The organism is Azospirillum thiophilum, from assembly GCF_001305595.1.
Classification (GTDB): Bacteria; Pseudomonadota; Alphaproteobacteria; order Azospirillales; family Azospirillaceae; genus Azospirillum; species Azospirillum thiophilum.
Genome location: NZ_CP012405.1, coordinates 478,709 through 500,231 on the forward strand (window position 1 = coordinate 478,709; position 21,523 = coordinate 500,231).

At 68.2% G+C, this 21,523-nt stretch carries 18 protein-coding genes; 4 read left to right on the top strand and 14 right to left on the bottom strand.

Annotation, left to right across the window (positions count from 1 at the left end):
- Positions 1 to 17: 17 nt before the first annotated feature.
- From AL072_RS28175 to AL072_RS28190, 4 genes are all read right to left on the bottom strand, one after another.
- On the bottom strand, positions 18 to 1,034 hold the full coding sequence (locus AL072_RS28175; RefSeq protein WP_045585692.1) for a TIGR01620 family protein: 1,017 nt from the start codon (positions 1,032 to 1,034) through the stop codon (positions 18 to 20).
- Positions 1,031 to 2,425, bottom strand: a complete 1,395-nt coding sequence (locus tag AL072_RS28180; protein ID WP_045585693.1) for a YcjX family GTP-binding protein — start codon at positions 2,423 to 2,425, stop codon at positions 1,031 to 1,033. Before AL072_RS28180 ends, AL072_RS28175 begins: the two co-directional genes overlap by 4 nt.
- A 303-nt stretch (positions 2,426 to 2,728) precedes the next feature.
- On the bottom strand, positions 2,729 to 3,259 hold the full coding sequence (locus AL072_RS28185) for a hypothetical protein (RefSeq protein WP_045585694.1): 531 nt from the start codon (positions 3,257 to 3,259) through the stop codon (positions 2,729 to 2,731).
- Positions 3,260 to 3,271: 12 nt separating this feature from the next.
- Complete coding sequence (locus AL072_RS28190; RefSeq protein ID WP_045585968.1) at positions 3,272 to 3,661, bottom strand: response regulator; 390 nt, start codon at positions 3,659 to 3,661, stop codon at positions 3,272 to 3,274.
- A 353-nt stretch (positions 3,662 to 4,014) separates the two neighbouring features.
- On the opposite strand from AL072_RS28190, the gene AL072_RS28195 reads away from it, so the two are divergent.
- Complete coding sequence (locus AL072_RS28195; protein ID WP_245637032.1) at positions 4,015 to 4,662, top strand: glutathione S-transferase family protein; 648 nt, start codon at positions 4,015 to 4,017, stop codon at positions 4,660 to 4,662.
- A gap of 146 nt (positions 4,663 to 4,808) precedes the next feature.
- Here AL072_RS28195 and AL072_RS28200 read toward each other — a convergent pair whose 3' ends face one another.
- From AL072_RS28200 to AL072_RS28230, 7 genes are all read right to left on the bottom strand, one after another.
- Positions 4,809 to 6,050 carry a phenylacetate--CoA ligase family protein gene (locus AL072_RS28200; protein ID WP_045585695.1) on the bottom strand — a complete coding sequence of 414 codons (1,242 nt, stop codon included), beginning with the start codon at positions 6,048 to 6,050 and terminating at the stop codon, positions 4,809 to 4,811.
- A 223-nt stretch (positions 6,051 to 6,273) separates the two neighbouring features.
- A complete protein-coding gene (locus AL072_RS28205; RefSeq protein ID WP_045585970.1) occupies positions 6,274 to 7,086 on the bottom strand; it encodes an ABC transporter ATP-binding protein in 813 nt (270 codons plus the stop codon).
- 125 nt (positions 7,087 to 7,211) lie between these two features.
- A complete protein-coding gene (locus tag AL072_RS28210; RefSeq protein WP_045585696.1) occupies positions 7,212 to 8,504 on the bottom strand; it encodes an ABC transporter substrate-binding protein in 1,293 nt (430 codons plus the stop codon).
- Positions 8,505 to 8,558: 54 nt separating this feature from the next.
- Positions 8,559 to 9,632 carry a branched-chain amino acid ABC transporter permease gene (locus AL072_RS28215; protein WP_045585697.1) on the bottom strand — a complete coding sequence of 358 codons (1,074 nt, stop codon included), beginning with the start codon at positions 9,630 to 9,632 and terminating at the stop codon, positions 8,559 to 8,561.
- 7 nt (positions 9,633 to 9,639) lie between these two features.
- Positions 9,640 to 10,527: a branched-chain amino acid ABC transporter permease gene (locus AL072_RS28220; RefSeq protein ID WP_045585698.1), complete on the bottom strand. Its 888-nt coding sequence runs from the start codon at positions 10,525 to 10,527 to the stop codon at positions 9,640 to 9,642.
- A 268-nt stretch (positions 10,528 to 10,795) separates the two neighbouring features.
- Positions 10,796 to 12,763, bottom strand: coding sequence for a long-chain fatty acid--CoA ligase (locus tag AL072_RS28225; protein WP_082109375.1), 1,968 nt, complete (start codon positions 12,761 to 12,763; stop codon positions 10,796 to 10,798).
- On the bottom strand, positions 12,763 to 13,659 hold the full coding sequence (locus tag AL072_RS28230; RefSeq protein ID WP_200909937.1) for an ABC transporter ATP-binding protein: 897 nt from the start codon (positions 13,657 to 13,659) through the stop codon (positions 12,763 to 12,765). Before AL072_RS28230 ends, AL072_RS28225 begins: the two co-directional genes overlap by 1 nt.
- Positions 13,660 to 13,858: 199 nt before the next feature.
- Here AL072_RS28230 and AL072_RS28235 point away from each other — a divergent pair, with 199 nt between their 5' ends.
- Positions 13,859 to 15,625: an AMP-binding protein gene (locus AL072_RS28235; protein WP_045585699.1), complete on the top strand. Its 1,767-nt coding sequence runs from the start codon at positions 13,859 to 13,861 to the stop codon at positions 15,623 to 15,625.
- Between the two features lie 77 nt (positions 15,626 to 15,702).
- The gene (locus AL072_RS28240) at positions 15,703 to 16,272 is read left to right on the top strand and encodes a TetR/AcrR family transcriptional regulator (RefSeq protein ID WP_045585700.1); all 570 of its coding nucleotides are present in this window, start codon (positions 15,703 to 15,705) and stop codon (positions 16,270 to 16,272) included.
- A 48-nt stretch (positions 16,273 to 16,320) separates the two neighbouring features.
- Here the strand turns inward: AL072_RS28240 and AL072_RS28245 are convergent, their stop codons facing one another.
- Complete coding sequence (locus AL072_RS28245; protein ID WP_045585701.1) at positions 16,321 to 17,232, bottom strand: AraC family transcriptional regulator; 912 nt, start codon at positions 17,230 to 17,232, stop codon at positions 16,321 to 16,323.
- A gap of 113 nt (positions 17,233 to 17,345) precedes the next feature.
- On the opposite strand from AL072_RS28245, the gene AL072_RS28250 reads away from it, so the two are divergent.
- The gene (locus AL072_RS28250) at positions 17,346 to 17,681 is read left to right on the top strand and encodes an EthD domain-containing protein (protein WP_045585702.1); all 336 of its coding nucleotides are present in this window, start codon (positions 17,346 to 17,348) and stop codon (positions 17,679 to 17,681) included.
- 57 nt (positions 17,682 to 17,738) lie between these two features.
- Here the strand turns inward: AL072_RS28250 and AL072_RS28255 are convergent, their stop codons facing one another.
- Together AL072_RS28255 and AL072_RS28260 are read right to left on the bottom strand one after the other, a co-directional pair.
- Positions 17,739 to 20,705, bottom strand: coding sequence for a methyl-accepting chemotaxis protein (locus AL072_RS28255; protein ID WP_045585703.1), 2,967 nt, complete (start codon positions 20,703 to 20,705; stop codon positions 17,739 to 17,741).
- 275 nt (positions 20,706 to 20,980) lie between these two features.
- Complete coding sequence (locus AL072_RS28260; RefSeq protein WP_045585704.1) at positions 20,981 to 21,463, bottom strand: Lrp/AsnC ligand binding domain-containing protein; 483 nt, start codon at positions 21,461 to 21,463, stop codon at positions 20,981 to 20,983.
- Positions 21,464 to 21,523 lie beyond the last annotated feature (60 nt).

Genomic DNA, 21,523 nt, shown 5'->3' on the forward strand with positions numbered 1-21,523 from the left:
GACGCCCGAAATCCGGCTCACAGCACCTGCTTGGACAGCGACAGCAGCTCCTTCCTGATGCGGGTGAGGCTGGGGCGGTTGTCGGGGCCGAAGGCGATGGGCCGGCACAGATGCATGGCGGTCAGTCCGACCCGCGCGGTCAGCAGCCCGTTGATCACCCCCTGCCCCATCCGGGTGGAGATGGCCGCGGCGAGCGAGCCGCCCAGCGCCTCCACCGCCACGTGATGGGCGCTTTCCGTCACCCCGGCGACGGCGATGTTGGCGAGCATCCGGCGCAGCAGCCGCAGCGACCCGACATAGCCGGGACGGGCGCCGTAGAGCGCGGCGATCTCCCGCACCAGCTTCAGGTTGCGCCACAGCACCACCGCAAAGTCGAGCAGCGCCGCCGGGCTCAGCGCCGTGGCGACCGCGGTGTCGCGCGAGGCGCGCAGCACCCGCTGATAGGCGGCACGGTCGAGCGGACCCAGAACCTCGCGGTCGAGCAGCCGCACCACCTCATGCTCGTCATGGGCGTCGGTGACATGGTCGCGCACGCGGGCCAGCGCCGGGGCCAGTTCGCGCCGGTCGGCGTAGAGCGCCACCAGCGACCCGGCGAAGCGGTCGGCCCGGCCGCCCACGGCATCGGCCGCCAGCCGCCCGGCCTCGTCCCGCAGTTCCTCGATCCGGCGCAGGCGGCGCAGCGACAGCAGCTCGTTCACCAGCATGGCGAGCGCGGCGATGCCGGCGGTCACAGCCAGCAGCGCGACCAGAACGCCCAGCGCCAGGCTGGCGGCGAAGGCGCGGGCCAGCAGGTCGGCGGTGTCGAAGCCCAGCGCCACCAGCACCAGCGCCGCCAGCGCCCCGAACAGCCAGCGCCCCAGCCGGCGCGTGGTGCGCACCGGGGTCGCCGGGACCGGCAGCAGCTCCGCCGGATCGCCCGATCCGGTCAGCAGCGCCGCTTCCTCCTCCGCCGGCAGCGGCGCGGCACGGTCGAGCTCCAGCTCCATCGGCGGAATCCAGCCGGCGCTGCTGCGGGGGGGATCGCGCTCCGTCACTGCAGGTGATCCCCCAGCAGGAATTGCAGGGCCTGATCGACCCGGATGTGCGGCAGGCCGCGCGGGTCGCGGCCGAGATCGTCGGGCGGCCGGAAGGACAGGAAATTATAGGGGCGGTCGCGGCCGGGCGGGAATGCCTCGGCATCCTCCGGGATTTCGCCGGGGAACAGCACGGTCGGGCGGTCGCGCCCGACCGGCACGCCGCGCACGCAGCGCAGTTGCCGGCCCTCATGCTCCGTCACCACGCTTTCGGTGCATTTCAGCGCGGCGATGGCCATGGTCTCGACCTGGGCGCCTTCGAAGCGGATGGCGTTGCGGGCGTCGCCGACCAGCCTGTCGAGCAGGGCGCGAAGCTGGGCATGCTGGTGGGCGGCGATGTGGTCTGCCTTGGTCGCGGCGAACAGCACCCGGTCGATCCTGCTGCCGAACAGCCAGTCGAGCCAGCCCGACGCACCGTGGCGGAAGGGCTCCAGGCTCAACTCCAGCGCCCGCTTCATGTCGGCCATCCCGGCCGGCCCGGCATTCAGCGCCCCCAGCACGTCGATCAGCACGATCTGGCGGTCGAGCCGGGAGAAATGCTCGGCGAAGAAGCGGCGGACGACGTTGGTCTTGTAGGCCTCGTAGCGCTCCTCCATCAGCGCCCACAGGCTGCCGCGGCCGCGCGCCCCCTGGGGCTGGCCGCCGGACAGCGGGCAGAAGGTCAGCAGCGGCGCGTCCTTCATGTCGCCCGGTTCGACGAAGCGGCCGGGCTGGATCAGGCTGAGCAGCGTGTCGGCCCGGCGGCAGGCGTGGAGATAGTCCGTATAGAGCGCCGCGCCGCGCCGCGCCGTCTCCTCCTCCGCCGCGGCGGCCGGGTCGATGGTGGCGAGCCAGCCGCGCCAGGAGACCGACAGTTCGTCCCGCGGCGGCCGGGCGGCAAGCTCCAGGGTCAGGGCGCTCCATTCGGCAAAGCTCTGACGCAGCAGCGGCAGGTCGAGCAGCCATTCGCCGGGATAATCGACGAGGTCGAGGTTCAAGGTCGCCATCGGCTGCACCGCCCGCTTCAGGACCGAGTCCGGGCGGTAGCGCAGGGAGACGCGCATCTGGCCGATGCCGCGCGTCGGCTCCGGCCAATGGGGATCGGGTCCGGTCAGCGCAGCCAGATGGCCTTCGTAATCGAAGCGCGGCACGTCGGGATCGGGCTGGGGCCGCAGCCGGGCCGCCTGGAAGCGCCCCGAGGACATCGCATCGACGAAGGGCAGCCGCCCTGCCTTCAGCAGATTGTCGACGAGCGCGGTGACGAAGACGGTCTTGCCCGCCCGCCGCAGGCCGGTGACGCCGACGCGGACCGTCGATTCGAGGAGAAGCCGGCTGCCGGCATCGTACAGGCTGTTGAGATCGGGAATGCGCACGGGCGGTCGTTCACCTCTGGCCGATGACCGGTCCTATATGGGGGCGGCGGCCCCGAATGGAACATTTGAAACCGGATGAAACATCCTGGACCGCCTGTTCCACTGTTCCATCCGCCCGGCCGGAGGCGCCTGCGGCGGTGCGTCGCGGTGGGATGGCCGGTGTTGCGGCCAGTCCGGGAGCCGGTTTGGAGGCCGGTGCGGCGAACTGTTCGGGCATGACGGGGCCTCCATGGTCGGAAACGGATGTTCCATCCTATCATGGACGCCTGGCCCGGGTGACGCCCGGATGAAAACCGGCCGCCGTCAGCCGCCGATGTGGTTGGGCATCAGTCTCGCCTGATCGCCGACCCAGACGCTGCACCGGCTGTCCTGGCCGCGGAAGAAATAGACCTTTCCCGGCTGGCGGCGATTCTGCGGATCGATCAGGTTGGCCCCGCCGGAAAAGGCGACGCCATAGCGGCGGTCGGGCGCCGCAGCCCAATAGAATCCGTCGATCTTCTGCAGGAAGGCGCCGCGCCGGCACAGGCGCGACAGCTCCGGGTCGGGCGTGGCGAGGCCGTCGATCCCCTGGGGCAGCTTGTAGACCGCCCGGCTCTCGGTGCGGAGCAGGCGCGGCCCATGGCCGGGGGGCGGCGGCTCGTAAGCGCGGAAGGGCGGACGCAGATGGCCGGGAGCGGTGCGGTCGGTGCGCAGGACCTGCTCCGCCCCGGCGGCCGCGGCCGGGCGCGGCAGCGCCGCCGGAACGAGTGCGGCCGGAACGAGGACGGCCAGCGGCAGGACGAGGAGGAGGCGGGTCAGGATGTGGGGCATCGCGCCCCCGGTTCCGGCGGTCATCCGGGCGTCCGGTCAGGCTGCCGCAAGGAAACCGGCGATGGCGGCCTGGAATTCCTTGGGCTTGATCGGCTTGGAGACGTGGCCGTCGAAGCCGGCCTCGGTCAGCCGGCGCTTGTCGGCGGGGGTGGCGAGGTTGGTGACGGCCACCACCGGCGTCGCGGCCAGGGCGGCGTCGGCGCGGATGCGCTTGATCAGGTCGAGCCCCGACAGGCCGGGCATGACGATGTCCATCACCACCAGATGCGGCGCGCATTCATGCATCAGGTCCATCACGGCCATCGGATCGGCCGTTTCGATCACGGTGAAGCCGCCCTCCTCCAGGCAGCGGACGAACAGCTTGCGCATCAGCACATTGTCCTCGACCACGAGGATCGTCCGCGTCGTCCCGACCGTGTCCACCATGTCGCCATCCATGCCATTGGAGCGGGGGCCGCATCGCCGATCGCCGCGTCGCCGGAGGGGCGCCGGCAGGCAACACGACCGGAACGGCACGCTGCCGCAAGACGACCGCCACAAATCACACGTGGTCCGCTTGTGTACCGGGTTCGGATTTTAAGGTCAACCCGGCGGACGGCGCCGGCGTCATTCCGACGGGATCCGCGCTTGTCAGCGAGTGGTTCCGTCCGGGCCATCCGGCCGTCGCTTTCCACTGGCGCATCCCCCCCGATTGGGGCCATCTTCACGGCAAATCGAGCCCTCCGGCCCACCGGAAACGCCGCGCATCAAACCCCGCGCATCAGGGAGACAGAGCCATCGTGACCGACATCTCGACCGACACCGCGACCGCGCCCTTCATTCTCTACGGCAACGTGAATTCCCAGCCGGCGGCCCGCATCGCGCTGTTCTTCCGTCTGGCCGGCATCCCCTTCGGCTACCGTCATCTCGACCTGCGCAACGGGCAGCAGAAGACGCCCGAATATGGGGCGATCAACCGGTTCGGCCGGGTGCCGACCCTGGTGCATGGCGGACGCTCGATTTCCGAATCCAGCGTGATCCTGACCTATCTGGCCGAACAGACCGGCCGGTTCGGCGGCCGCGACGCGGACGAGACGATTCGCATCGCCGAGTGGCTGAGCTGGCTGGCCGACGTGCTGCTGCCGGTGCAGCGCGCCCGCGCGGTGCGCAAGTTCCACGGCGACGCCAACGCCCTGCCCTGGATCGATGCGGCCGCGGCCAGCGGGATGGCGCTGTTCGACCATCATCTGTCCGGCCACGGCTTCATCCAGGGCGAGCGGCTGACCATCGCCGACATCTTCGCCTTCCCCTGGATCGACCTGATGAACGAATCGGCGATGGAGGCCAAGGATTATCCCAACGTCCAGGCCTGGGCCGACCGCATCCGCGCCCAGCCCGGCTACAAGCCGCAGTACGAGCTGATGCCGCAGGCGGATGCCGAGTGCTGAGGTAGGATTCTTGGTAAGTTAGACCCCCACCTTAATCCTCCCCCGCTGGGCGGGGGAGGAGAGGAGTGCTTGTTCGGAAAATCGACGGCAATCCCTCCCCCGCCCAGCGGGGGAGGCTAGGTGGGGGTCTAACTGCCGCGCGACCGTTACCCCCGCGCGTCGTCGATCACCTTGCCGTCGTTGGGCAGGCTGCCCGGCGCGGCGAACTCCACGGCGCCCTTCAGCTTGGTGACCGCCGCCAGCGTCTCGCGGATGGCGGCGGCGAGCGCCTCGCCACCGTCAGGGCCGCTCTCCACCGCCTCGCACCGCAGGGTCATGGTGTCGCTGGCGTCCTGGCGGCCGACCACCAGGCGGGCGCGGGCGACCTCTGGATGGCGGCGCAGCACCTCGGCCACCTGGGCGGGGTGGACGAACATGCCCTTGACCTTGGTCGTCTGGTCGGCCCGGCCGAGCCAGCCCTTCAGCCGCATGTTGGTGCGGCCGCAGGGGCTGGCCCCCGGCAGCACCGCCGACAGGTCGCCGGTGGCGAAGCGGATCAGCGGATAGGCCGGGTTGAAGATGGTCACCACCACCTCGCCGACCTCGCCGTCGGGCACCGGGGCGCCGGTGCCGGGGCGGACGATCTCGACGATGCAGCCCTCGTTGACCACCAGTCCCGACCGCGCCGGGGTCTCGTAGGCGACGATGCCGAGGTCGGCGGTGCCGTAGCACTGATAGACCTCCAGCCCGCGCGCCTCGTAGAAGGTACGGGCGTCGGGCAGGTAGGGACCGCCCGACACGCTGGCGATGCGGATCGACGAGACGTCCAGCCCGAGCGCGTCGCCCTTCTCCAGGATGATCTTCAGGAAATCGGGCGTGCCGATATAGCCGCGCGGCCTCAACCCGGCGACGGCCTGGGCCTGCATCTCGGTGTTGCCGGTGCCGGCGGGGATGACGGCGCAGCCGATGGCATGCGCCCCGGTCTCGAACATCGAGCCGGCCGGGGTCAGGTGATAGGAAAAGCAGTTCTGGGCGAGGTCGCCGGCGCGGAAGCCGGCGGCGAACAGCGCGCGGGCGCTGCGCCAGGGGTCGGCGCCGTGCGGCTCCGGATCGTGGATCGGGCCGGGGGAGGCGAAGACGCGGGCCAGCCGCCCGACCGTCACCGCCGCCAGCCCGCCGAAGGGCGGGTTCGCCTGCTGGAGCGCGATCAGGTCCGCCTTGCGCGTCACCGGCAGGGTGGCGAGCGCCGCCCGGTCATGGATCGCCGCCGGGTCGATCGCCGCCAGCAATTGGCGGAAATAGGGGGCGGCGTCCTTGGCATGGTGGAGATGGGCGGGCAGTGCCGCGAACTGCTCGGCTTCGCGCCGGTCGGAGGAACGGGTTTCGAGGTCGTCGTAGAAATCGGTCATGGTCGTTCGTCCGTTCAGGGGTCGGCCGAGGTGACGCGCATTGCTCCGCCTTCCTCCTTGCCCCTCCCCATCCCTCCCCCGCCCTCGGCCGACCAAAGGTCGGTCCGATCGCGGTGGAGGGGGTAGGAGCTTTGCGGGAATGCTGCGGCAGTCCCCTCTCCCGCGGAGCGGGGGAAGGTTAGGGAGGGGGCAAAATTGAGAGGGCACCGAAGCGGAACCCCCCTCAAATCCAGCGCTTGCGCCGCTTGAAGCTCTTCAGGTTCTTGAAGCTCTTGCGCTCTTCGCTGCCGCCGCCGAGGTAGAATTCCTTCACGTCCTCGTTGTTGCGCAGCTCTTCGGCGGTGCCGTCCAGCACGACCTTGCCGTTCTCCATGATGTAGCCGCGGGTCGCGGCCTGCAGGGCCATGCGGGCGTTCTGTTCGACCAGCAGGATGGTGACGCCCAGATCGCGGTTGATCTGCTGGACGATGCTGAACACTTCCTTCACCATCAGCGGCGACAGGCCCATGCTCGGCTCGTCCATCAGGATCAGCTTCGGCCTCGCCATCATCGCTCGGCCGATCGCCAGCATCTGCTGTTCGCCGCCCGACAGGTAGCCGGCCAGCCCGGTGCGCTCCTTCAGGCGGGGGAAATAGCTGTAGACCATGTCCAGGTCGTCCTTCACCCCGTTGTCACGACGGGTGTAGGCGCCGAGCCGCAGGTTCTCCAGGCAGGTCATGTCGGCGATGATCCGCCGGCCCTCCATCACCTGGAAGATGCCCTTGCGGACGATCTTGTCGGGGTCGATGCCGTTGATGCGCTCGCCGTTGAAGGTGATGTCGCCGCGCGTCACCTCGCCGTCCTCGGTCTTCAGGAGGCCGGAGATCGCCTTCAGCGTCGTCGACTTGCCGGCGCCGTTGGCACCCAGGAGTGCGACGATCTCGCCCTCCGGCACTTCCAGGCTGAGGCCGCGGAGCACGAGGATCACGTCGTTGTAGACGACCTCGATGTTGTTGACGGACAGCATCATCCGCTTGGCGGCCGTGACGGGCGGCATTCCGGCCTGGGCGGGGGCGTTGGTCGGAGCGGCCGGGGCGGTGTTCAGCATGCGGCACCTGGACTGTTCTGAGAGGGGTGGCGCCCCCGCCGGAAGGAAGGCGGGGGCGCCGGGCACTCGACGGCTTACCAGCCCAGCCATTCCGGCTTGCGCGGGACGTCGACGGTGGTCAGCTTCTCCAGCTTGATGGTGCCGGCCTTGACCAGCTCGTCCACCCCGGCGCCGGTGTCGCCGCCCACCTTGGCGCGGTAGATGTTGACCGCCGTCATGCCGCGGTGGTCGGTATCGGTCCAGGTCGAGGGCACGCAGACGCCCTCCAGCCCGGCCGGAACCCAATCCTTCTTCTGGTACATCGCCTTGCGGATGTTCGGACCGGTGACGCCGCCGTTCTTGGCCGCCCAGTCCATCGCCTCCTTCATGTAGTAGGCGGTGCAGACGCCGGCCATGTAGTGCACCGGGCGATAGGCCTTGCCCGACGTGTCGGAGATCTTCGAGATCTCCTTCAGCAGGGCCATGCCCGGCACCTCGGCGTTCCAGGTCACCGAGGTGCGCATCGGGAACACGACACCATCGGCAGCGGAACCCGCTGCCTTGGCGGCATTCTCGTCCATGCCCCAGACATTGCCCATGAACTGCACCTTGGCGCCGACCGTCTGGCAGGCCTTCAGCACCGAGATGTTGGAGCCGGCGGTGTTGCCGAGATAGGCGTAGTTGACGCCGGACTGCTTCAGCGTCAGGCACTGGGCGGTGTAGTCGCCGGGGGTCAGCGCGAACTGCACGGCCGGCAGCACGTCGAAGCCCAGCTCCTTGGCCAGTTGCTCGCCGGCATCCTTGGGCGCATTGGGATAGGGGTGGTTGGCGCCCATATGGACGTATTTCGGCTTGCCCTGGCCGCCCTGCTTCTTCCAGTCCTCCGCCGCCCAGGTCAGCATGCCGCGCAGCGCATCGGAATAGGAGGGGCCGTAGAAGAAGTTGTAGGGCGCCGGCTTGGAGCCGTGCGGGCCCTTGCCGGTCGGGTCGGTCAGGTGGCCGGAATAGGAGCCGGAATAGGCCGGGATCTCGTCCTTGGTCACGAAGCCGGTCAGCGCCTCGGTGTCGGCGGTGCCCCAGCCCTGGAGCGCGGCGATCTTGTCGCTGCCCGACGACCATTTCTTGTACTGGCTGATGGCACGCGGCGCCTGGTAGCCGTAATCGACGCTGTCGACCGCAAGCTTGGTGCCGCCGACGCCGCCCTTGGAGTTGATGTAGGCGAGCGCGTCCGACACGCCCTGCGCATAGGGCACGCCGACGTCCGAGGTGGCGCCGGACTGGTCCGCCAGATGGCCGACCGGGATGTCGGCAAGTGCGGTGGCGGAGGTCGCCAGCAGGAGGGCGCCGGTAATGGCCGAGGTGGCGAAGAGCGCGGTCTTGATCGACATGGTGCGTTTACTCCCTGGTCTGTTCTGTTCGTTGACCGGCAAAAACGACCGGACTTAGTGCGAGAAGGGATAGAGCTTCCAGTAGGCCTTGATCTGCTTCCAGCGGTGGGCCAGCCCGTCGGGCTCGAACACCAGGAACAGGATGATGACGAGGCCGATCGACATCTCGCGCAGGAAGGCGATGTTGTCCTTCAGGTTCAGCGCGGTGTCGATGGCGGTGCCGCTGACCATCTTGGTCAGCGCCTGCATCAGCTCGGGCAGGAACACCATGAAGGCGGTGCCCATCAGCGTGCCCATGATCGAACCCAGCCCGCCGATGATGATCATGCCGAGGAACTGGATCGAGAACAGGATGGTGAAGCCCTCGACCGACACGAATTGCAGGTAGTGGGCGTAGAGCGCGCCGCCGATGCCGGCATAGAAGGCGGAGATGCCGAAGGACATCGTCCGGTACTTCGTCAGGTTGATGCCCATGATCTCGGCGGAGAGATAATGGTCGCGCACCGCCACCAGGGCGCGGCCGTCGCGGGTCCGCATCAGGTTGGTGGCCAGGATGTACATCACCACCATCGCCACCAGCACGACGTAGAAGAAGCGCTCGTCGGTGTCGAAGGCGAAGCCGAACAGGGTCAGCGGCTCGGCGATGGTGCCGGCGGTGCCGCCGGTGAACCAGTCGGCCCGTGCGAAGAAATCCTGCAGAATATACTGCGCCGCCAGCGTGGCGATGGCGAGGTAGAGGCCCTTCAGCCGCGCCGCCGGCATGCCGAACAGCAGGCCGACGCCGGTGGTGATGACGCCGGCCAGCGGGATCGCCAGCGCCACCGGCACACCCCAGCTGTTGTTCAGCCAGGCCGACGCGAAGGCGCCGAAGCCGAAGAAGGCGGAATGGCCGATGGAGATCTGGCCGGTGAAGCCGACCAGGATGTTGAGCCCCAGCGCCGCGATGCCGAGATAGCCGATCTGGATCAGCAGGCTGAGCCAGTAGCGGTCCATGAAGGCCGGGCAGGCCAGCAGCAGGACCACGCCGAGGATCGCGAAGTTGCGGCTGGTCTTCGTCGGGAAGATGGTGGTGTCGGTCCCGTAGGACGTCTTGAAATCGCCGCTCGGGATGATGCTGACATTCGCCATTTTGGCCTCACACGCGCTCGATGTCTTTGGTGCCGAACAGGCCGTAAGGCTTGATCATCAGGATGGCGATCAGGACGTAGAAGGGCGCGATCTCGTACATGTTGCCCCAGTTCAGCCACTGGCTGTCCAGATAGTGCGCCATGTTCTCCAGCACGCCGACGATCAGGCCGCCGACCACCGCGCCGATGATGCTGTCGAGACCGCCCAGGATCACCGCCGGGAACACCTTGATGCCGAAGAAGGACAGGGCCGACGACACGCCGTTGACCACGCCCACCGTGACGCCGGCCACCGCCGAAACCATGGCGGAGATCGCCCAACTCATCGCGAACATGTGGCGGACCGAGATGCCCAGCGACTGCGCCACCTGCTGGTCGAAGGCGGTGGCCCGCATGGCGAGACCGGTGCGCGAATATTTGAAGAACCAGCCGAAGCCCGCCATGATCAGGATCGAGATCAGCAAGGACATGACGTAGACGGTCTGCACCTCCAGCCCGAACAGGTTGGTGGTCGGGCTGGCGAAGATCTGCGGGAAGGGCTTGGCGAAGACGCCGAACATCCACTTCATCGCCGCCTGGAAGACGATCGACAGGCCGATGGTCACCATGATGACCGAGATGATCGGTTCGCCGATCATCGGCCGCAGCACGATGATCTGCAGGATGACGCCGAAGGCCAGCATGAAGACCAGCGTGATCGGGAAGCCGATCCAGAAGGGCAGCTGCCAGCTGGTCAGCAGCCACCAGCAGGTCCAGGCGCCGATCAGCAGGAATTCGCCCTGCGCGAAGTTGACGATGCGGCTGGCCTTGTAGATCAGCACGAAGGACATGGCGACCACGCCGTACAGCGCGCCGACGATCAGTCCGTTGACGAGAAGCTGGAACAGAAGGGTCATGGCGTGGCCTCGCCGAGATGGGATCCAAATCCCCCGATCCCCACCATCGCAAGCTTCGCTTGCGATGCCGACAGGCGAAGCGAAGCTTCGCTGAAAGGCGGGGAGAGGGTCGGGGTGAGGGGGACGCGCGGCGAGGAGCGTCCGGCAGACGGAACCCCCTCACCCATCCTCTCCCCGCTTTCGGCGGACCAAAGGTCCGCCTGTCGCGTCAGCGCAAACTTCGTTTGCGCGTGAGCGGGGGGGAGAGGGGTTTTCAGCGGTTGCATTGTTAAGCCGCCACCGGCTGCGGCTTCTTCGCCGCGGCAGGCACGAGGTCGATGACGGTCAGCGTGGTGCGGATGCGCTGCTTGGTGCCGTCCTGGAAGGCGATCGTCGTGTCGACGTCGATCCTCGGCTGGCCGGCATAGATGCTGTCGATGATGGTGCCATACTTCTCGGCGACCACGCCGCGCCGCACCTTGCGGGTGCGGGTCAGCTCGCCGTCATCGGCGTCCAGCTCCTTGTAGAGCAGCAGGAACTTGGAGATGCGCTGATATTCGGGAAGCGTCTGGTTGACCCGCTCCACCTCGCTGCGCAGCAGCTCGTACACCTCCGGCCTCGACGCCAGATCGGAATATGTGGTGAAGGCGATGCGGTTCTTTTCCGCCCATTTCGACACGATGGAGAAGCGGATGCAGACGATCGCCGACAGGTAGTCGCGCTTGTCGCCCAGGATCACCGCCTCGGCGACATAGGGGCTGAATTTCAGCTTGTTCTCGATGAACTGCGGGCTGAAGCGGTCGCCGCGGGCGGTGGTGGCGATGTCCTTGATGCGATCGATGATGACCAGATGCCCCTTCTTGTCGAAGAAGCCGGCATCGCCGGTGTGCATCCAGCCGTCCCGCATGTCGGCGACGGTCGCGCTCTCGTTGCGGTAATAGCCGGCGAACATGTTGGGATGGCGGGTGACGATCTCGCCGACGCCATTGTGGTCGGGGTCGATCACCTTCACCTCGATGCCGCCGTCGAACGGCACGCCGACGGTGTCGAAATCCACGTCGGTACCGCGATGGACGGTGTAGGCACCCATCGTCTCGGTCTGGCCGTAGATCTGGCGCAGCGGCACGCCCAGCGCCTGGAAGAACTTGAAGGTGTCGGGGCCGAGCGCGGCACCGCCGGTCGCCGCCGATTTCAGGTTGGTGAAGCCCAGCCGGTCGCGCAGCGCGGTGAACAGGATCCTGTCGGCCAGCGCCGACCGCTGCCCCTTGGCCAGCGCCTCCAGCCCGAGCTTCATGCCGAGATCGTACATCTTCTGCTTGAAGGGCGAGGCGTCCATCATCCGGGCGCGCACGTCGGCGGCGATGGCCTCCCACAGGCGCGGCGCGAACAGGACGAAGCTCGGCCCGATCTCGCGGAAGTCGTGCATCATCGTCTCGGCTTCCTCGACGAAGTTCACGCGCATCCGCGACACCATGCTCATGCCGACCGCATAGACCTGCTCCATGATCCAGGACAGCGGCAGGACCGAGACATACTCGTCCTCCGGCCCCTTGGGATCGGCCGACAGGTAGCTGGCGACATGGCGGATCAGCCGCCCGGCCGGCAGCATCGCCATCTTCGGGTTGGAGGTGGTGCCCGACGTGGTGCAGAGGATGGCGACCTCCTCGCCCTTCGTCTCCGCAACCATGCGGTCGTAGAGGTCCGGCTGCCGGGCATGCAGCTCCTCGCCCATGCGGATCAGGTCGGTGACCGGCATCAGGCGCGGGTCATGGTATTTGCGCATGCCGCGCGGGTCGGAATAGATGATGTGCTGCAACGTCGGCAGCCGGTCGGCGAGGTTCAGCAGCTTGTCGACCTGCTCCTCGTCCTCGGCGAACACCACCTTCACGTCGGCATAGGTGATGAGGTAGGCGACCTCCTCGTCCAGCGCGTCGCGGTAGATGCCCAGGCTGTAGCCGCGCACCGCATGGGTCGCGATCTCGCCCATCACCCAGTCGGGGCGGTTGTCGCCCAGCAGCCCGACCACCTCGCCCGGCACGACGCCGATCTTGGTCATGCCGAGCGCGAAGCCGCGGACCCGGGCCTGCACATCGGCCCAGGTGAAGCTGCGCCAGATGCCGAAATCCTTCTCGCGCATGGCGATGTCGCCGCCATGGTCGCGGGCGTGCAATGCCACCAGCTTCGGCAGCGTGTCGTGGACGGAGAGATCGGGCAAGCCGGAGGGGGAAGCGGTGGGGGAAACGGTGTTTGCGGCCATCACGCGACCTCCTTGCGGGGGGGCTGCTGGTGGGCGGCGGCGGGCGCCTCCTCGTCGTCGTCCTCGCCCAGATAGGCGCGGCGGACGCGGGGGTCGGCCAGAACCTCCTCCGGCCTGCCTTCGGCGATCTTCTTGCCGAATTCCAGCACCATCACCCGGTGCGAGATGTCCATGACCACGCCCATGTCATGCTCGATCATGACGACGGTCATGCCGAACTCCTCGTTCAGGTCGACGATGTAGCGGGCCATGTCCTCCTTCTCTTCCAGGTTCATGCCGGCCATCGGCTCGTCCAGCAGGATCAGGTCCGGCTTCAGCGCGATGGCGCGGGCCAGCTCCACCCGCTTGCGCAGGCCATAGGACAGGGTGCCGGCGGTGGCCTTGCGGACATGCTGGATTTCGAGGAAGTCGATGATCTCCTCCACCTCGCGGCGGTGGGACAGCTCCTCCTTGCGGGCGCCGGTCAGCCAATAGAGCGGGCCGGTCAGGAAATTGTTCTTCAGCAGGTGGTGGCGACCGACCATGATGTTGTCGAGCACGGTCATGTGCCCGAACAGCGCCAGATTCTGGAAGGTGCGGCCGATGCCGAGCGAGGCGCGATGGTTCGGGGTCATCCCCGTCACGTCGCGTCCCTTGAAATAGACCTTGCCATCGGTCGGCCGGTAGCGGCCGGAGATGCAGTTGACCATCGAGGTCTTGCCGGCCCCGTTCGGGCCGATGATCGAGAACAACTCGCCCTTGCGGATGCCGAAACTGACGTCGGTCAGCGCATGGACGCCCCCGAAGCGCAGATTGACGCCCCGAGCCTCGAAGATGGTCTCCGCCTGGGTAGTCGCCTGGGTGGCGGGCGAATTTTGGGCAGGGCCGGGGTGTGGTGCGACGGGCGCGCCTGACATTTCCTCCTCCGTTGCTGTTGGTACCGCTTCTCGGGGTCACGACCCGGCTCTTTGGTGGCCGGCGAGGTCCATATTGTGGACCGTTTCATGAGCAACTTCCTCACTATATACCGGGCTCCGGTCTGTTTTCAACACTGACATTCCGCCACTGCATGTTTTTTCCCGCGACAACCCGGCGCATGGTCCATATGATGGACCCATGACCCGCCATGCCGACATCGCCCCCGCTCCGGCCGCCCCGAACGCCGCGGGCGGCACCCAAAGCCTGGAACGCGCCATCGCCCTGCTGCGCGCGGTCGCCGCCGCCGGGACCGGCGGCGCCCGGCTGGCCGACCTGATGACCGGCGTCGGCCTGTCGAAGGCGACGGCGCACCGGCTGCTGACGGCGCTGGCGCGCGACGGGCTGGTGGACCAGGATGCCCGCAGCAGGCGCTATCACCTGGGGCCGGATCTGGTGGCACTGGGCGATCTGGCGGCCTTGCGGCACCGCCCTGCCCCCCCTCCCCCGCTCCGCCCGCCGGAAGCGGCAATTCCGGAACCGGCGAATGCGGAACCACCGCTTGCCGAGTCGATCCCGCCGGAGCCGGCCCTTCCGGTGCCGCTGGTCCGCGCCTCCGCCTTCCTGCGGCCGGAATATCGCGGCGACGCCATCGCGCTGGCGACGCTGCTGTGCGACCGCCATGTCCGCGCCGCCGACGGCGCGCGGGCGGCGCTGCTGCATGAAAGCGTGGCGGGACAGACGACGGAGCTGAGCTTCGCCCGGCTGGCCCGCGATTCGGCGCGCTTCGCCAGCGTGCTTGCCGGGATGGGGGTGGGACAGGGCGACCGGGTGGCGGTGCTGCTGCCCAAGGGATCGGAGCTGCTGATCACCGCGCTGGCGATCTGGCGGCTGGGCGGGATCTACATGCCGCTGTTCACCACCTACACCACGTCGGCGGTCGCCTACCGGCTGGCCGACAGCGACGCGCGGGCCATCGTCACCAACGGCTTCCTGCGCCGCAAGGTGCCGCGCGACAACAGCCGCCCGGTGGTGACGGTCGAGGGCGACGAGGCGTTCGGCCCCGACGCCGTGCCCTTCTGGTCGTCACTGCACGAGGCGGCGCCGCGGGCGGAGGTGGCACGCTACCGGGAAAGCGATGCCTTCGCCCTGATCTACACCTCGGAATCGGAACCGACGCCGCTCGGCGTCCCGCTGCCGGTCAAGGCGCTGTCGGGAATCGAACAGTACATGCGCATCGGCCTCGACCTGCGCGACGACGACATCTATTGGAACATGGCCGATCCCGGCTGGGCCTATGGCGCCTATTACGGGCTGGTCGGGCCGCTGCTGCTGGGGCGGACGACGATCTTCTGCGACGGCCCCTACGACGTGCGGCAGGGCTACCGGATGCTGACCAAGTTCGGCGTCACCAACCTGACGGCGGCACCGTCGCAGATCCGCGCCTGGCACGGCGCCGATCCCGGCGTGTCGCACCAACTCGCCCTGCGCATCCTGTCGGTGGTGGGCGAGCCGCTGCCGCCCGACCTGATCGCCTGGGCCAACCGGACGGTGAAGGTGCCGCTGCTCGACCAGTATGGCCAGCGCGAGACCGGCATCTTCATCGTCAACCGCTACGACCCCGAAGGGATCGGCCGTTACGATGCGGACGGGACGGAAGGGGGCGACGCCGCCCAGCCGCCCAGCGGCTCGCTCGGCCGGCCGATGCCGGGCTTCCGCGTCGTCGTCCTCGACCCCGACGGGCGGGAGGCGCCGGTGGGCGGGGTCGGCGAGATCGCCATCGACGTCGACCACTCGCCGCTGTTCTGGTTCGAATCCTACGCCAACGACCCGGAGCGGACCGCCCGGCGCTTCCGCCACGGCCGGCGCTATTACCTGACCGGCGACTGGGCCTTCCTGGACACCGACGGCAACATCCACTATCGCGGCCGGGCGTCGGACGCGATCCAGATGCAGCAGGGCGAATAGGCAGCGGCGCCCCTTTTCGGGTATAGATCGCCGTCGGGACTGCGGCGGCGGACGCCTGGGGAGCGCGAAGGACGGGGATGGAAGCCAAAACGAAGAACCGCGAGTCCTGGCTGGCCGCCGCCTTCGCGGCGCTGGCCGAAGGCGGCGTCGACAAGGTGCGGGTGGAACTGCTGGCCAAGACCCTGAAAGTCACCAAGGGCAGCTTCTACTGGCATTTCCGCGACCGCACCGACCTGATGGGCGCGCTGCTGGAGAGCTGGAAGCTGGGCCGCATCGCCGCGATCAAGGAACAGACCCGGCTGGACGGGCGCGAGCCTGCGCGGCAGTTGCGCGACATGCTGGCGCTCTATGGCGGCAGCAAGCCGCGCGGCATGGCGATCGAGCTGGCGGTGCGCGACTGGGCGCGGCGCGACCCCGACGCCGAGCGCATCATCGCCGAGGTCGACCGCGAGCGCCTGCACAGCGTCGCCGGCCTGTTCGCGGCGCTCGGCCTGCCGGCCGACCAGGCCTTCGCCCGCGCCTACCTGTTCTATGCCTTCGCCTTCGGCCAGGGCCTGCTCGCCCCCGCCGCGGCCGCCGACCGGGCCGAGTTGGTGCGCGCGATCTGCGCCGACGTGCTGGTGCCGGAGGCGCGGGCGGCGGAATAGGACCGGTCGCGAGAGCGCGGGCGATGGGGAATGGCGCGGTGAACCCCGTCAGGCCCGACCGAGGTGTTTCCGAGGCGGATAGCCCATCACGCGCTTGAAGGCGGTACTGAACGCGGCCTCCGACTCGTAGCCCAGCGAAATGGCGATGGCGCCGACCTGCTCGTTTCCCTTGGCCAGACGATCCTTGGCCAGGAGCATCCGCCATCGGGTCAGGTAATCGATCGGCGAGGTGCCCGCGACGGCCTTGAACCTCGAAGCGAACTTGGAACGGGACATTCCCGCCTGCTCCGCGAGCATCGGCAGGGTCCAGCGAGCGCCCGGATCCGCGTGCATCATCCGGATCGCCGCGCCGACCTTCGGATCGCCCAGCGCGAACAACCACCCGGCCCCCTGCCCGGCGCCATGGGACAGATAGAGCCGCAAAGCCTGCACCAGCATCAGATGGGCGAGCTGTTGCACGACGAGAAGCCTGCCGGGCTGCGTGCCGGTGAGTTCCTGCCGCATCCGGTCCAGCGCCCAGCGCAGCCCCGCCTTGTCGCTGTCGTCCCGCAGGCGGACGACCGGCGGCATGGTTCCGAGCAGCATGTCGGTGTGCGCGTCGGAAAAGGCGAAATGCCCGCCGAGCATCATCGTGCCGCCGCCGCCATTCACGGTCGCGATGCCGCCGCTCCACTCGGATTCCGGCAGCGCACGGAAAGAATGAGGCTGGAGGGCGAGATCCTTGGCAATGATGAACCGCTTTCCATGCGGCAGCAGAACGCAATCCCCCGCCTCCAGCGGTATCGGAGCCGCCTCGCCGTCGATGGCGATCCAGGCAGCCCCCGACACCAGTGCGAAATATTTGACGCCGCTGTGGACCTCGAATTGAACCGACCAGTCGCCGCCCAGATCGAAGCCGCCCGCCACATAGGTTCGGGGCTTAAGGATCGACAGGACATCGGAAAGCGGATCTGCCGGCATCGGGGACAATCGCGAAAGAATTATGGATTATCCAACATAGATCATCCCCCATGGATTTGCCATCTTCGACTTGTGGCCGCCTCGCGGACCGCATTCGCCAACAAGGAGCTCCCATGATCAAGATCATCCTGGGCTTTAAGCGCCGGCAGGGAATGAGCCTGCAGGAATTCAAGGACTATCGCCGCGATGTTCACGCACCTCTTCTTTTCGCCATCCCCGAAGCGAAGAAGATTCGCCGGTTCGTCGTCTCCTATCCGGTTTCCGCCCCGCGCTTCCCCGAACCCAGCTACGACGCCGTGGTCGAGGCGTGGTTCGACAGCCTGGAGGACATGAACGACCTCTATTTCTGCGAGAATTTCCGGACGAAGGTCGATCCGGACCATGCGAACTTCATCGACCTGGCTTCCGTGGGACGGGTGATCTCGGAAGAGATCGTGGTCATCGAATGACGATCCGCCTGTCGTCCGGCAGGAGCGGCAAGTCCTCGATTTGGGACGTGCCCGCCGTCACGGCATGTAGGCCAGCCGCAGATTGCCCCAATGCCGGCCGCGCACGGTGATGGGCACATCGACCTCCTTCAGCCGCACCGTCTGTCCGCCGCCCATGTCGCGGCGGTAGGCCTGCAGCAGGAAGGCGCGGGTGTTGCGCGCCGCGGCAAGGCCGGAACGGTCGGCGAAGACCCGGCGGTTGCGGCAGTGGGAGGCGTTCCACACCGCATCGCCCGGCCGCTGCGGTTCGGAATAGCGGGCGTTGTGGGTCGGCAGATAGCCGACGGCATTGACCGCCGCGCAGAACTGGAAGCGCGGGTTGGACGCCAGGACCGCCTCCTGGACCGCCGGGAACAGGCGGTCGGTCAGGTCGGTGAAGGGGGCAAGGCATTGTTCCGGCTCGCTGCCGGGAATGGTGGAGAGGTCGGTGGAGAACAGCGCCTCCTCGCCGATGCCGCCGGTCGACAGGGCGCCTTCCAGGGCCGTCGCCAGCGCCGCCGCGGCGTCCTGCGCCTGGCGGATGATGGCGGAATCGGCCTCGATCATCGCCCGGTAGGCGCGCTCCAGCCGGTCGGCCTGGGTGTCCGTCAGATCGTCGAAGGCAAGATGCAGGCCGAGGTCGCTGGCGCCGGCGACGATGGCCGGCAGGTCGCCGGCATTGCGCAGGGTCACGGTCAGCCGCGTCTGCTCGGCCAGATCGGACATCCCCTTCAGGTCCACCAGCAGCCCGTCGAGCGACAGGTCCAGCATGGTGGCGGACAGGCGCTGGCCGTCCACGGTCAGGCCGACCGGCTCCTCGCACGGGATGCGGTCGGAGACGCGGCGGTCGCCGGCCACCGACTGGCGCAGCGCGATGACAAGGCGGCGCTTCAGGTCGGCCACCGCGGTCTGGGTGTCGGTCATGCGGCGGCGGACATCGGTGGCGATGCCGGTGATCCCGTCGGTCTGGTCGCGGATGTGCAGCACGCTGCCCGACACCTGCACGGCGCCCCCGGCGGAATTGCCGGCGCTGCGCCCGATCTCGGCATTGGCGGCGGATTGCTGCTCCACCGCGACGGCGGTGGCGGACGCCGCCTCTTCGATCTCCTCGATCACGGAAATGACGGTCTGGATCGCCGACACGCCGCCGCCGACCGCCTGCCTCAGCTGGTCGATCTGGCGGGCGATCTCGCCGGTCGCCCGCGCGGTCTGGTCGGCGAGCTGCTTGACCTCGCCCGCCACCACGGCGAAGCCCTTGCCGGCCTCCCCGGCGCGGGCGGCCTCGATGGTGGCGTTCAGCGCCAGCAGGTTGGTCTGGCCGGCGATCTGGTTGATCAGGCCGGCGACCTTGGCGATCTCCCCGGTCGCGACCTCCATCCGGCCGATGGCGGAGGCGGAGCCGCGGGCATTGTCGACCGCGCGCCGCGCCACCTCGCTGGAGCGGGCGGCCTGCCGCGCGATCTCCCGGCCGGACGAGTTGAGCTGCTCCGTCGCGGCGGCGACCGACTGGGCGTTGGCGCTGGCCTGTTCGGAGGCGGCGGAGACCACCATCGTGTTCTCGCGCACCACGCCGAGCGCCTCCATCAGGTGGCGGATGCCGTCGCCGGCACGGTTGCTCGCCAACTCCACCCCGATCCAGGTGGCGTCCAGGTCGCTCTCGATCGACTTGCAGGTTTCCAGCAGGGCCTGGCGGGTCTGCGCCTTCTGCCGCTGCTCGGTTTCGTGATTCTCATGGATGTTGTAGGCGAGCTTCGCCTTCATCGCGTTCAGCTCGGTGGCGACGCGGCGGAACTCCGGCACGGCGATGGCGGCCATCTGGTCGGTGAAGGCCCCCTGGGCGATGCGTTCGAAGGTCCGTTCCAGCACCTCCAGCGGCCGGCGAACCGTGCGCAGGATCAGCAGGCCGAACAGGGCCGCCAGCAGGCAGCTCGCCAGCACCGCAACCGCGATCTGGACGAAGCGGACGGTGTAATCGGCCTCCGCCTTGTCGAATTCCTCCCGCGCCACCCGGATTTGCAGGTCGAGCAGCGCAACCGACACCCGATGCAGGTCGGCGAAGGCCGGCCGGACAATGCTGCGCAGATGGGCGTCCAGCGCCGCGGCGTTCCGCTCCCGCGCCAGGGCCAGGGCCGGGGCAATCCCCTTCTCGAGATAGGCCGCGACCAGCGGCTTGAACCTCTCGGCAAGGACGGCCTCCTCCGGCGTCAGGTAGGTGGCGAGATACTCGGTCAGCAGCCGCTGCATGACGCCGCCGTTGGCGGCGACCTCCGCCTCCATCGCGGCGAGGTCGGCGGCGCTCTTCCCGGCCTGCAGGTCGGCTGTGAGATCGGTCAGCTGCTGCCGGCTGTCGCGGGCGCGGTTCTCGATCTCGCCGATCTGGTAGGCCGGAACGGTGCGGTCCTCATAGACCGTGCGCAGCGACCGGTTGGACCCGGCCATGCCGTCCAACCCGAGCCAGCCCGCCAGCAGCATCGCCAGGATCAGCAGCCCGAACACCGCGAACAGGCGCCCGGACAGGCTGGCGCAGGCGGTGGCGGCGGCACGGCCGGCACGGTTGCGCCGCACCAGCATCCCTTCGACCAGTTCCACCGTGGCAAGCCCGTCGCGCATGGCGGCATAGAGCGCCTCCGCCGACCGCACCTCGTCCAGCGACGGCTTGGACCGGATGGAGATGTAGCCGGCGACCACACCGTTCTCGATCACCGGCGTGACGTTGGCACGCACCCAATAGAAATCGCCGGCCTTGGTGCGGTTCTTGACCAGCCCTTCCCAGGGTCGTCCGGTCTTCACCGTCGCCCACAGGTCGGCGAATGCCTCCTTCGGCATGTGGGGATGGCGGACGATGCTGTGCGGTGCACCGATCAACTCCTGCTCGTCGAAGCCGCTGATCTCGACGAAGGCCCGGTTCACGAAGGTGATGCGCCCGCCGGTGTCGGTGCGCGACACCAGGGGAACCCCATCGGTCAGGTGGACTTCGCAGTCGGTGATCGGTGTGTTGACACGCATGTCGCGGTTCCGCTCCAGCCTTGATCTCGCAGGGAATGGCCGGTCATGGCGGCCGGACGCAGGCCACAGAACGGCGTCACGGGTCGCGCACCCGGACCGGAGGCTTCGCTGCAAGCGGCATGCCGCATCATTTTGTCAGCAAACGAACAAGACGGCTCTGCCCTGCAGGAGGCCGGCACAAGGGCGGGCGGCGGAACTCATCGCAAAATGCGTACTGAAACGGGAACGAGAGGGATGGACTGTGCAAATCGAAAATTGTTGCAGAGTCCATCCATTCAGGGGCGCGACAGGCCGTCCAGCGGGATGGCGGTGACGCTCTTGACCTCTTCCATCACGGCGTAAGTGTGGGTTTCGCGGACACCGCGCGCGGTCGACAGCAGTTCGCCCAGGAACAGCCGGTACTCGTTCATGTCGCGCACCCGCGCCTTGACCAGATAGTCGAAGCCGCCGGCGACCATGTGGCATTCCATGATCTGCGGCATGCGCAGCACGGTGGCCTTGAAGTCGTCGAAATTGTCGGGTGTCGTACGGTCCAGCACCACTTCGACGAAGACCAGCATCCCGGCCTCCAGACGATGCGGGTCGAGCAGCGCGACATAGCGCTGGATGACCCCGTCGCCCTGCAGCCGCTTCACCCGTTCCAGGCAGGCGGCCGGGCTGAGATTGATGCGGCGCGCCAGCTCGACGTTGCTGAGGCGCCCATCCTCCTGCAGTTCGCGCAGGATCTTGAGATCGGTGGAATCGAGGCTGCGGTCCATCTGCTGCTCGGAATGCTGTTCGGCTGGCGGCGCTGATCCTCGGGTAAAGAACGGATGCAG

Bases quoted from the DNA above. Each gene is read 5' to 3' on its own strand.
- AL072_RS28245 (WP_045585701.1), bottom strand. From the start codon at position 17,232: ATGCCGGCAGATCCGCTTTCCGATGTCCTGTCGATCCTTAAGCCCCGA.
- AL072_RS28205 (WP_045585970.1), bottom strand. From the start codon at position 7,086: ATGCCGCCCGTCACGGCCGCCAAGCGGATGATGCTGTCCGTCAACAAC.
- AL072_RS28230 (WP_200909937.1), bottom strand. From the start codon at position 13,659: ATGTCAGGCGCGCCCGTCGCACCACACCCCGGCCCTGCCCAAAATTCG.
- AL072_RS28235 (WP_045585699.1), top strand. From the start codon at position 13,859: ATGACCCGCCATGCCGACATCGCCCCCGCTCCGGCCGCCCCGAACGCC.
- AL072_RS28250 (WP_045585702.1), top strand. From the start codon at position 17,346: ATGATCAAGATCATCCTGGGCTTTAAGCGCCGGCAGGGAATGAGCCTG.
- AL072_RS28200 (WP_045585695.1), bottom strand. From the start codon at position 6,050: ATGACCGATTTCTACGACGACCTCGAAACCCGTTCCTCCGACCGGCGC.
- AL072_RS28255 (WP_045585703.1), bottom strand. From the start codon at position 20,705: ATGCGTGTCAACACACCGATCACCGACTGCGAAGTCCACCTGACCGAT.
- AL072_RS28190 (WP_045585968.1), bottom strand. From the start codon at position 3,661: ATGGTGGACACGGTCGGGACGACGCGGACGATCCTCGTGGTCGAGGAC.
- AL072_RS28225 (WP_082109375.1), bottom strand. From the start codon at position 12,763: ATGGCCGCAAACACCGTTTCCCCCACCGCTTCCCCCTCCGGCTTGCCC.
- AL072_RS28210 (WP_045585696.1), bottom strand. From the start codon at position 8,504: ATGTCGATCAAGACCGCGCTCTTCGCCACCTCGGCCATTACCGGCGCC.
- AL072_RS28215 (WP_045585697.1), bottom strand. From the start codon at position 9,632: ATGGCGAATGTCAGCATCATCCCGAGCGGCGATTTCAAGACGTCCTAC.
- AL072_RS28185 (WP_045585694.1), bottom strand. From the start codon at position 3,259: ATGACCGCCGGAACCGGGGGCGCGATGCCCCACATCCTGACCCGCCTC.
- AL072_RS28220 (WP_045585698.1), bottom strand. From the start codon at position 10,527: ATGACCCTTCTGTTCCAGCTTCTCGTCAACGGACTGATCGTCGGCGCG.
- AL072_RS28240 (WP_045585700.1), top strand. From the start codon at position 15,703: ATGGAAGCCAAAACGAAGAACCGCGAGTCCTGGCTGGCCGCCGCCTTC.
- AL072_RS28260 (WP_045585704.1), bottom strand. From the start codon at position 21,463: ATGGACCGCAGCCTCGATTCCACCGATCTCAAGATCCTGCGCGAACTG.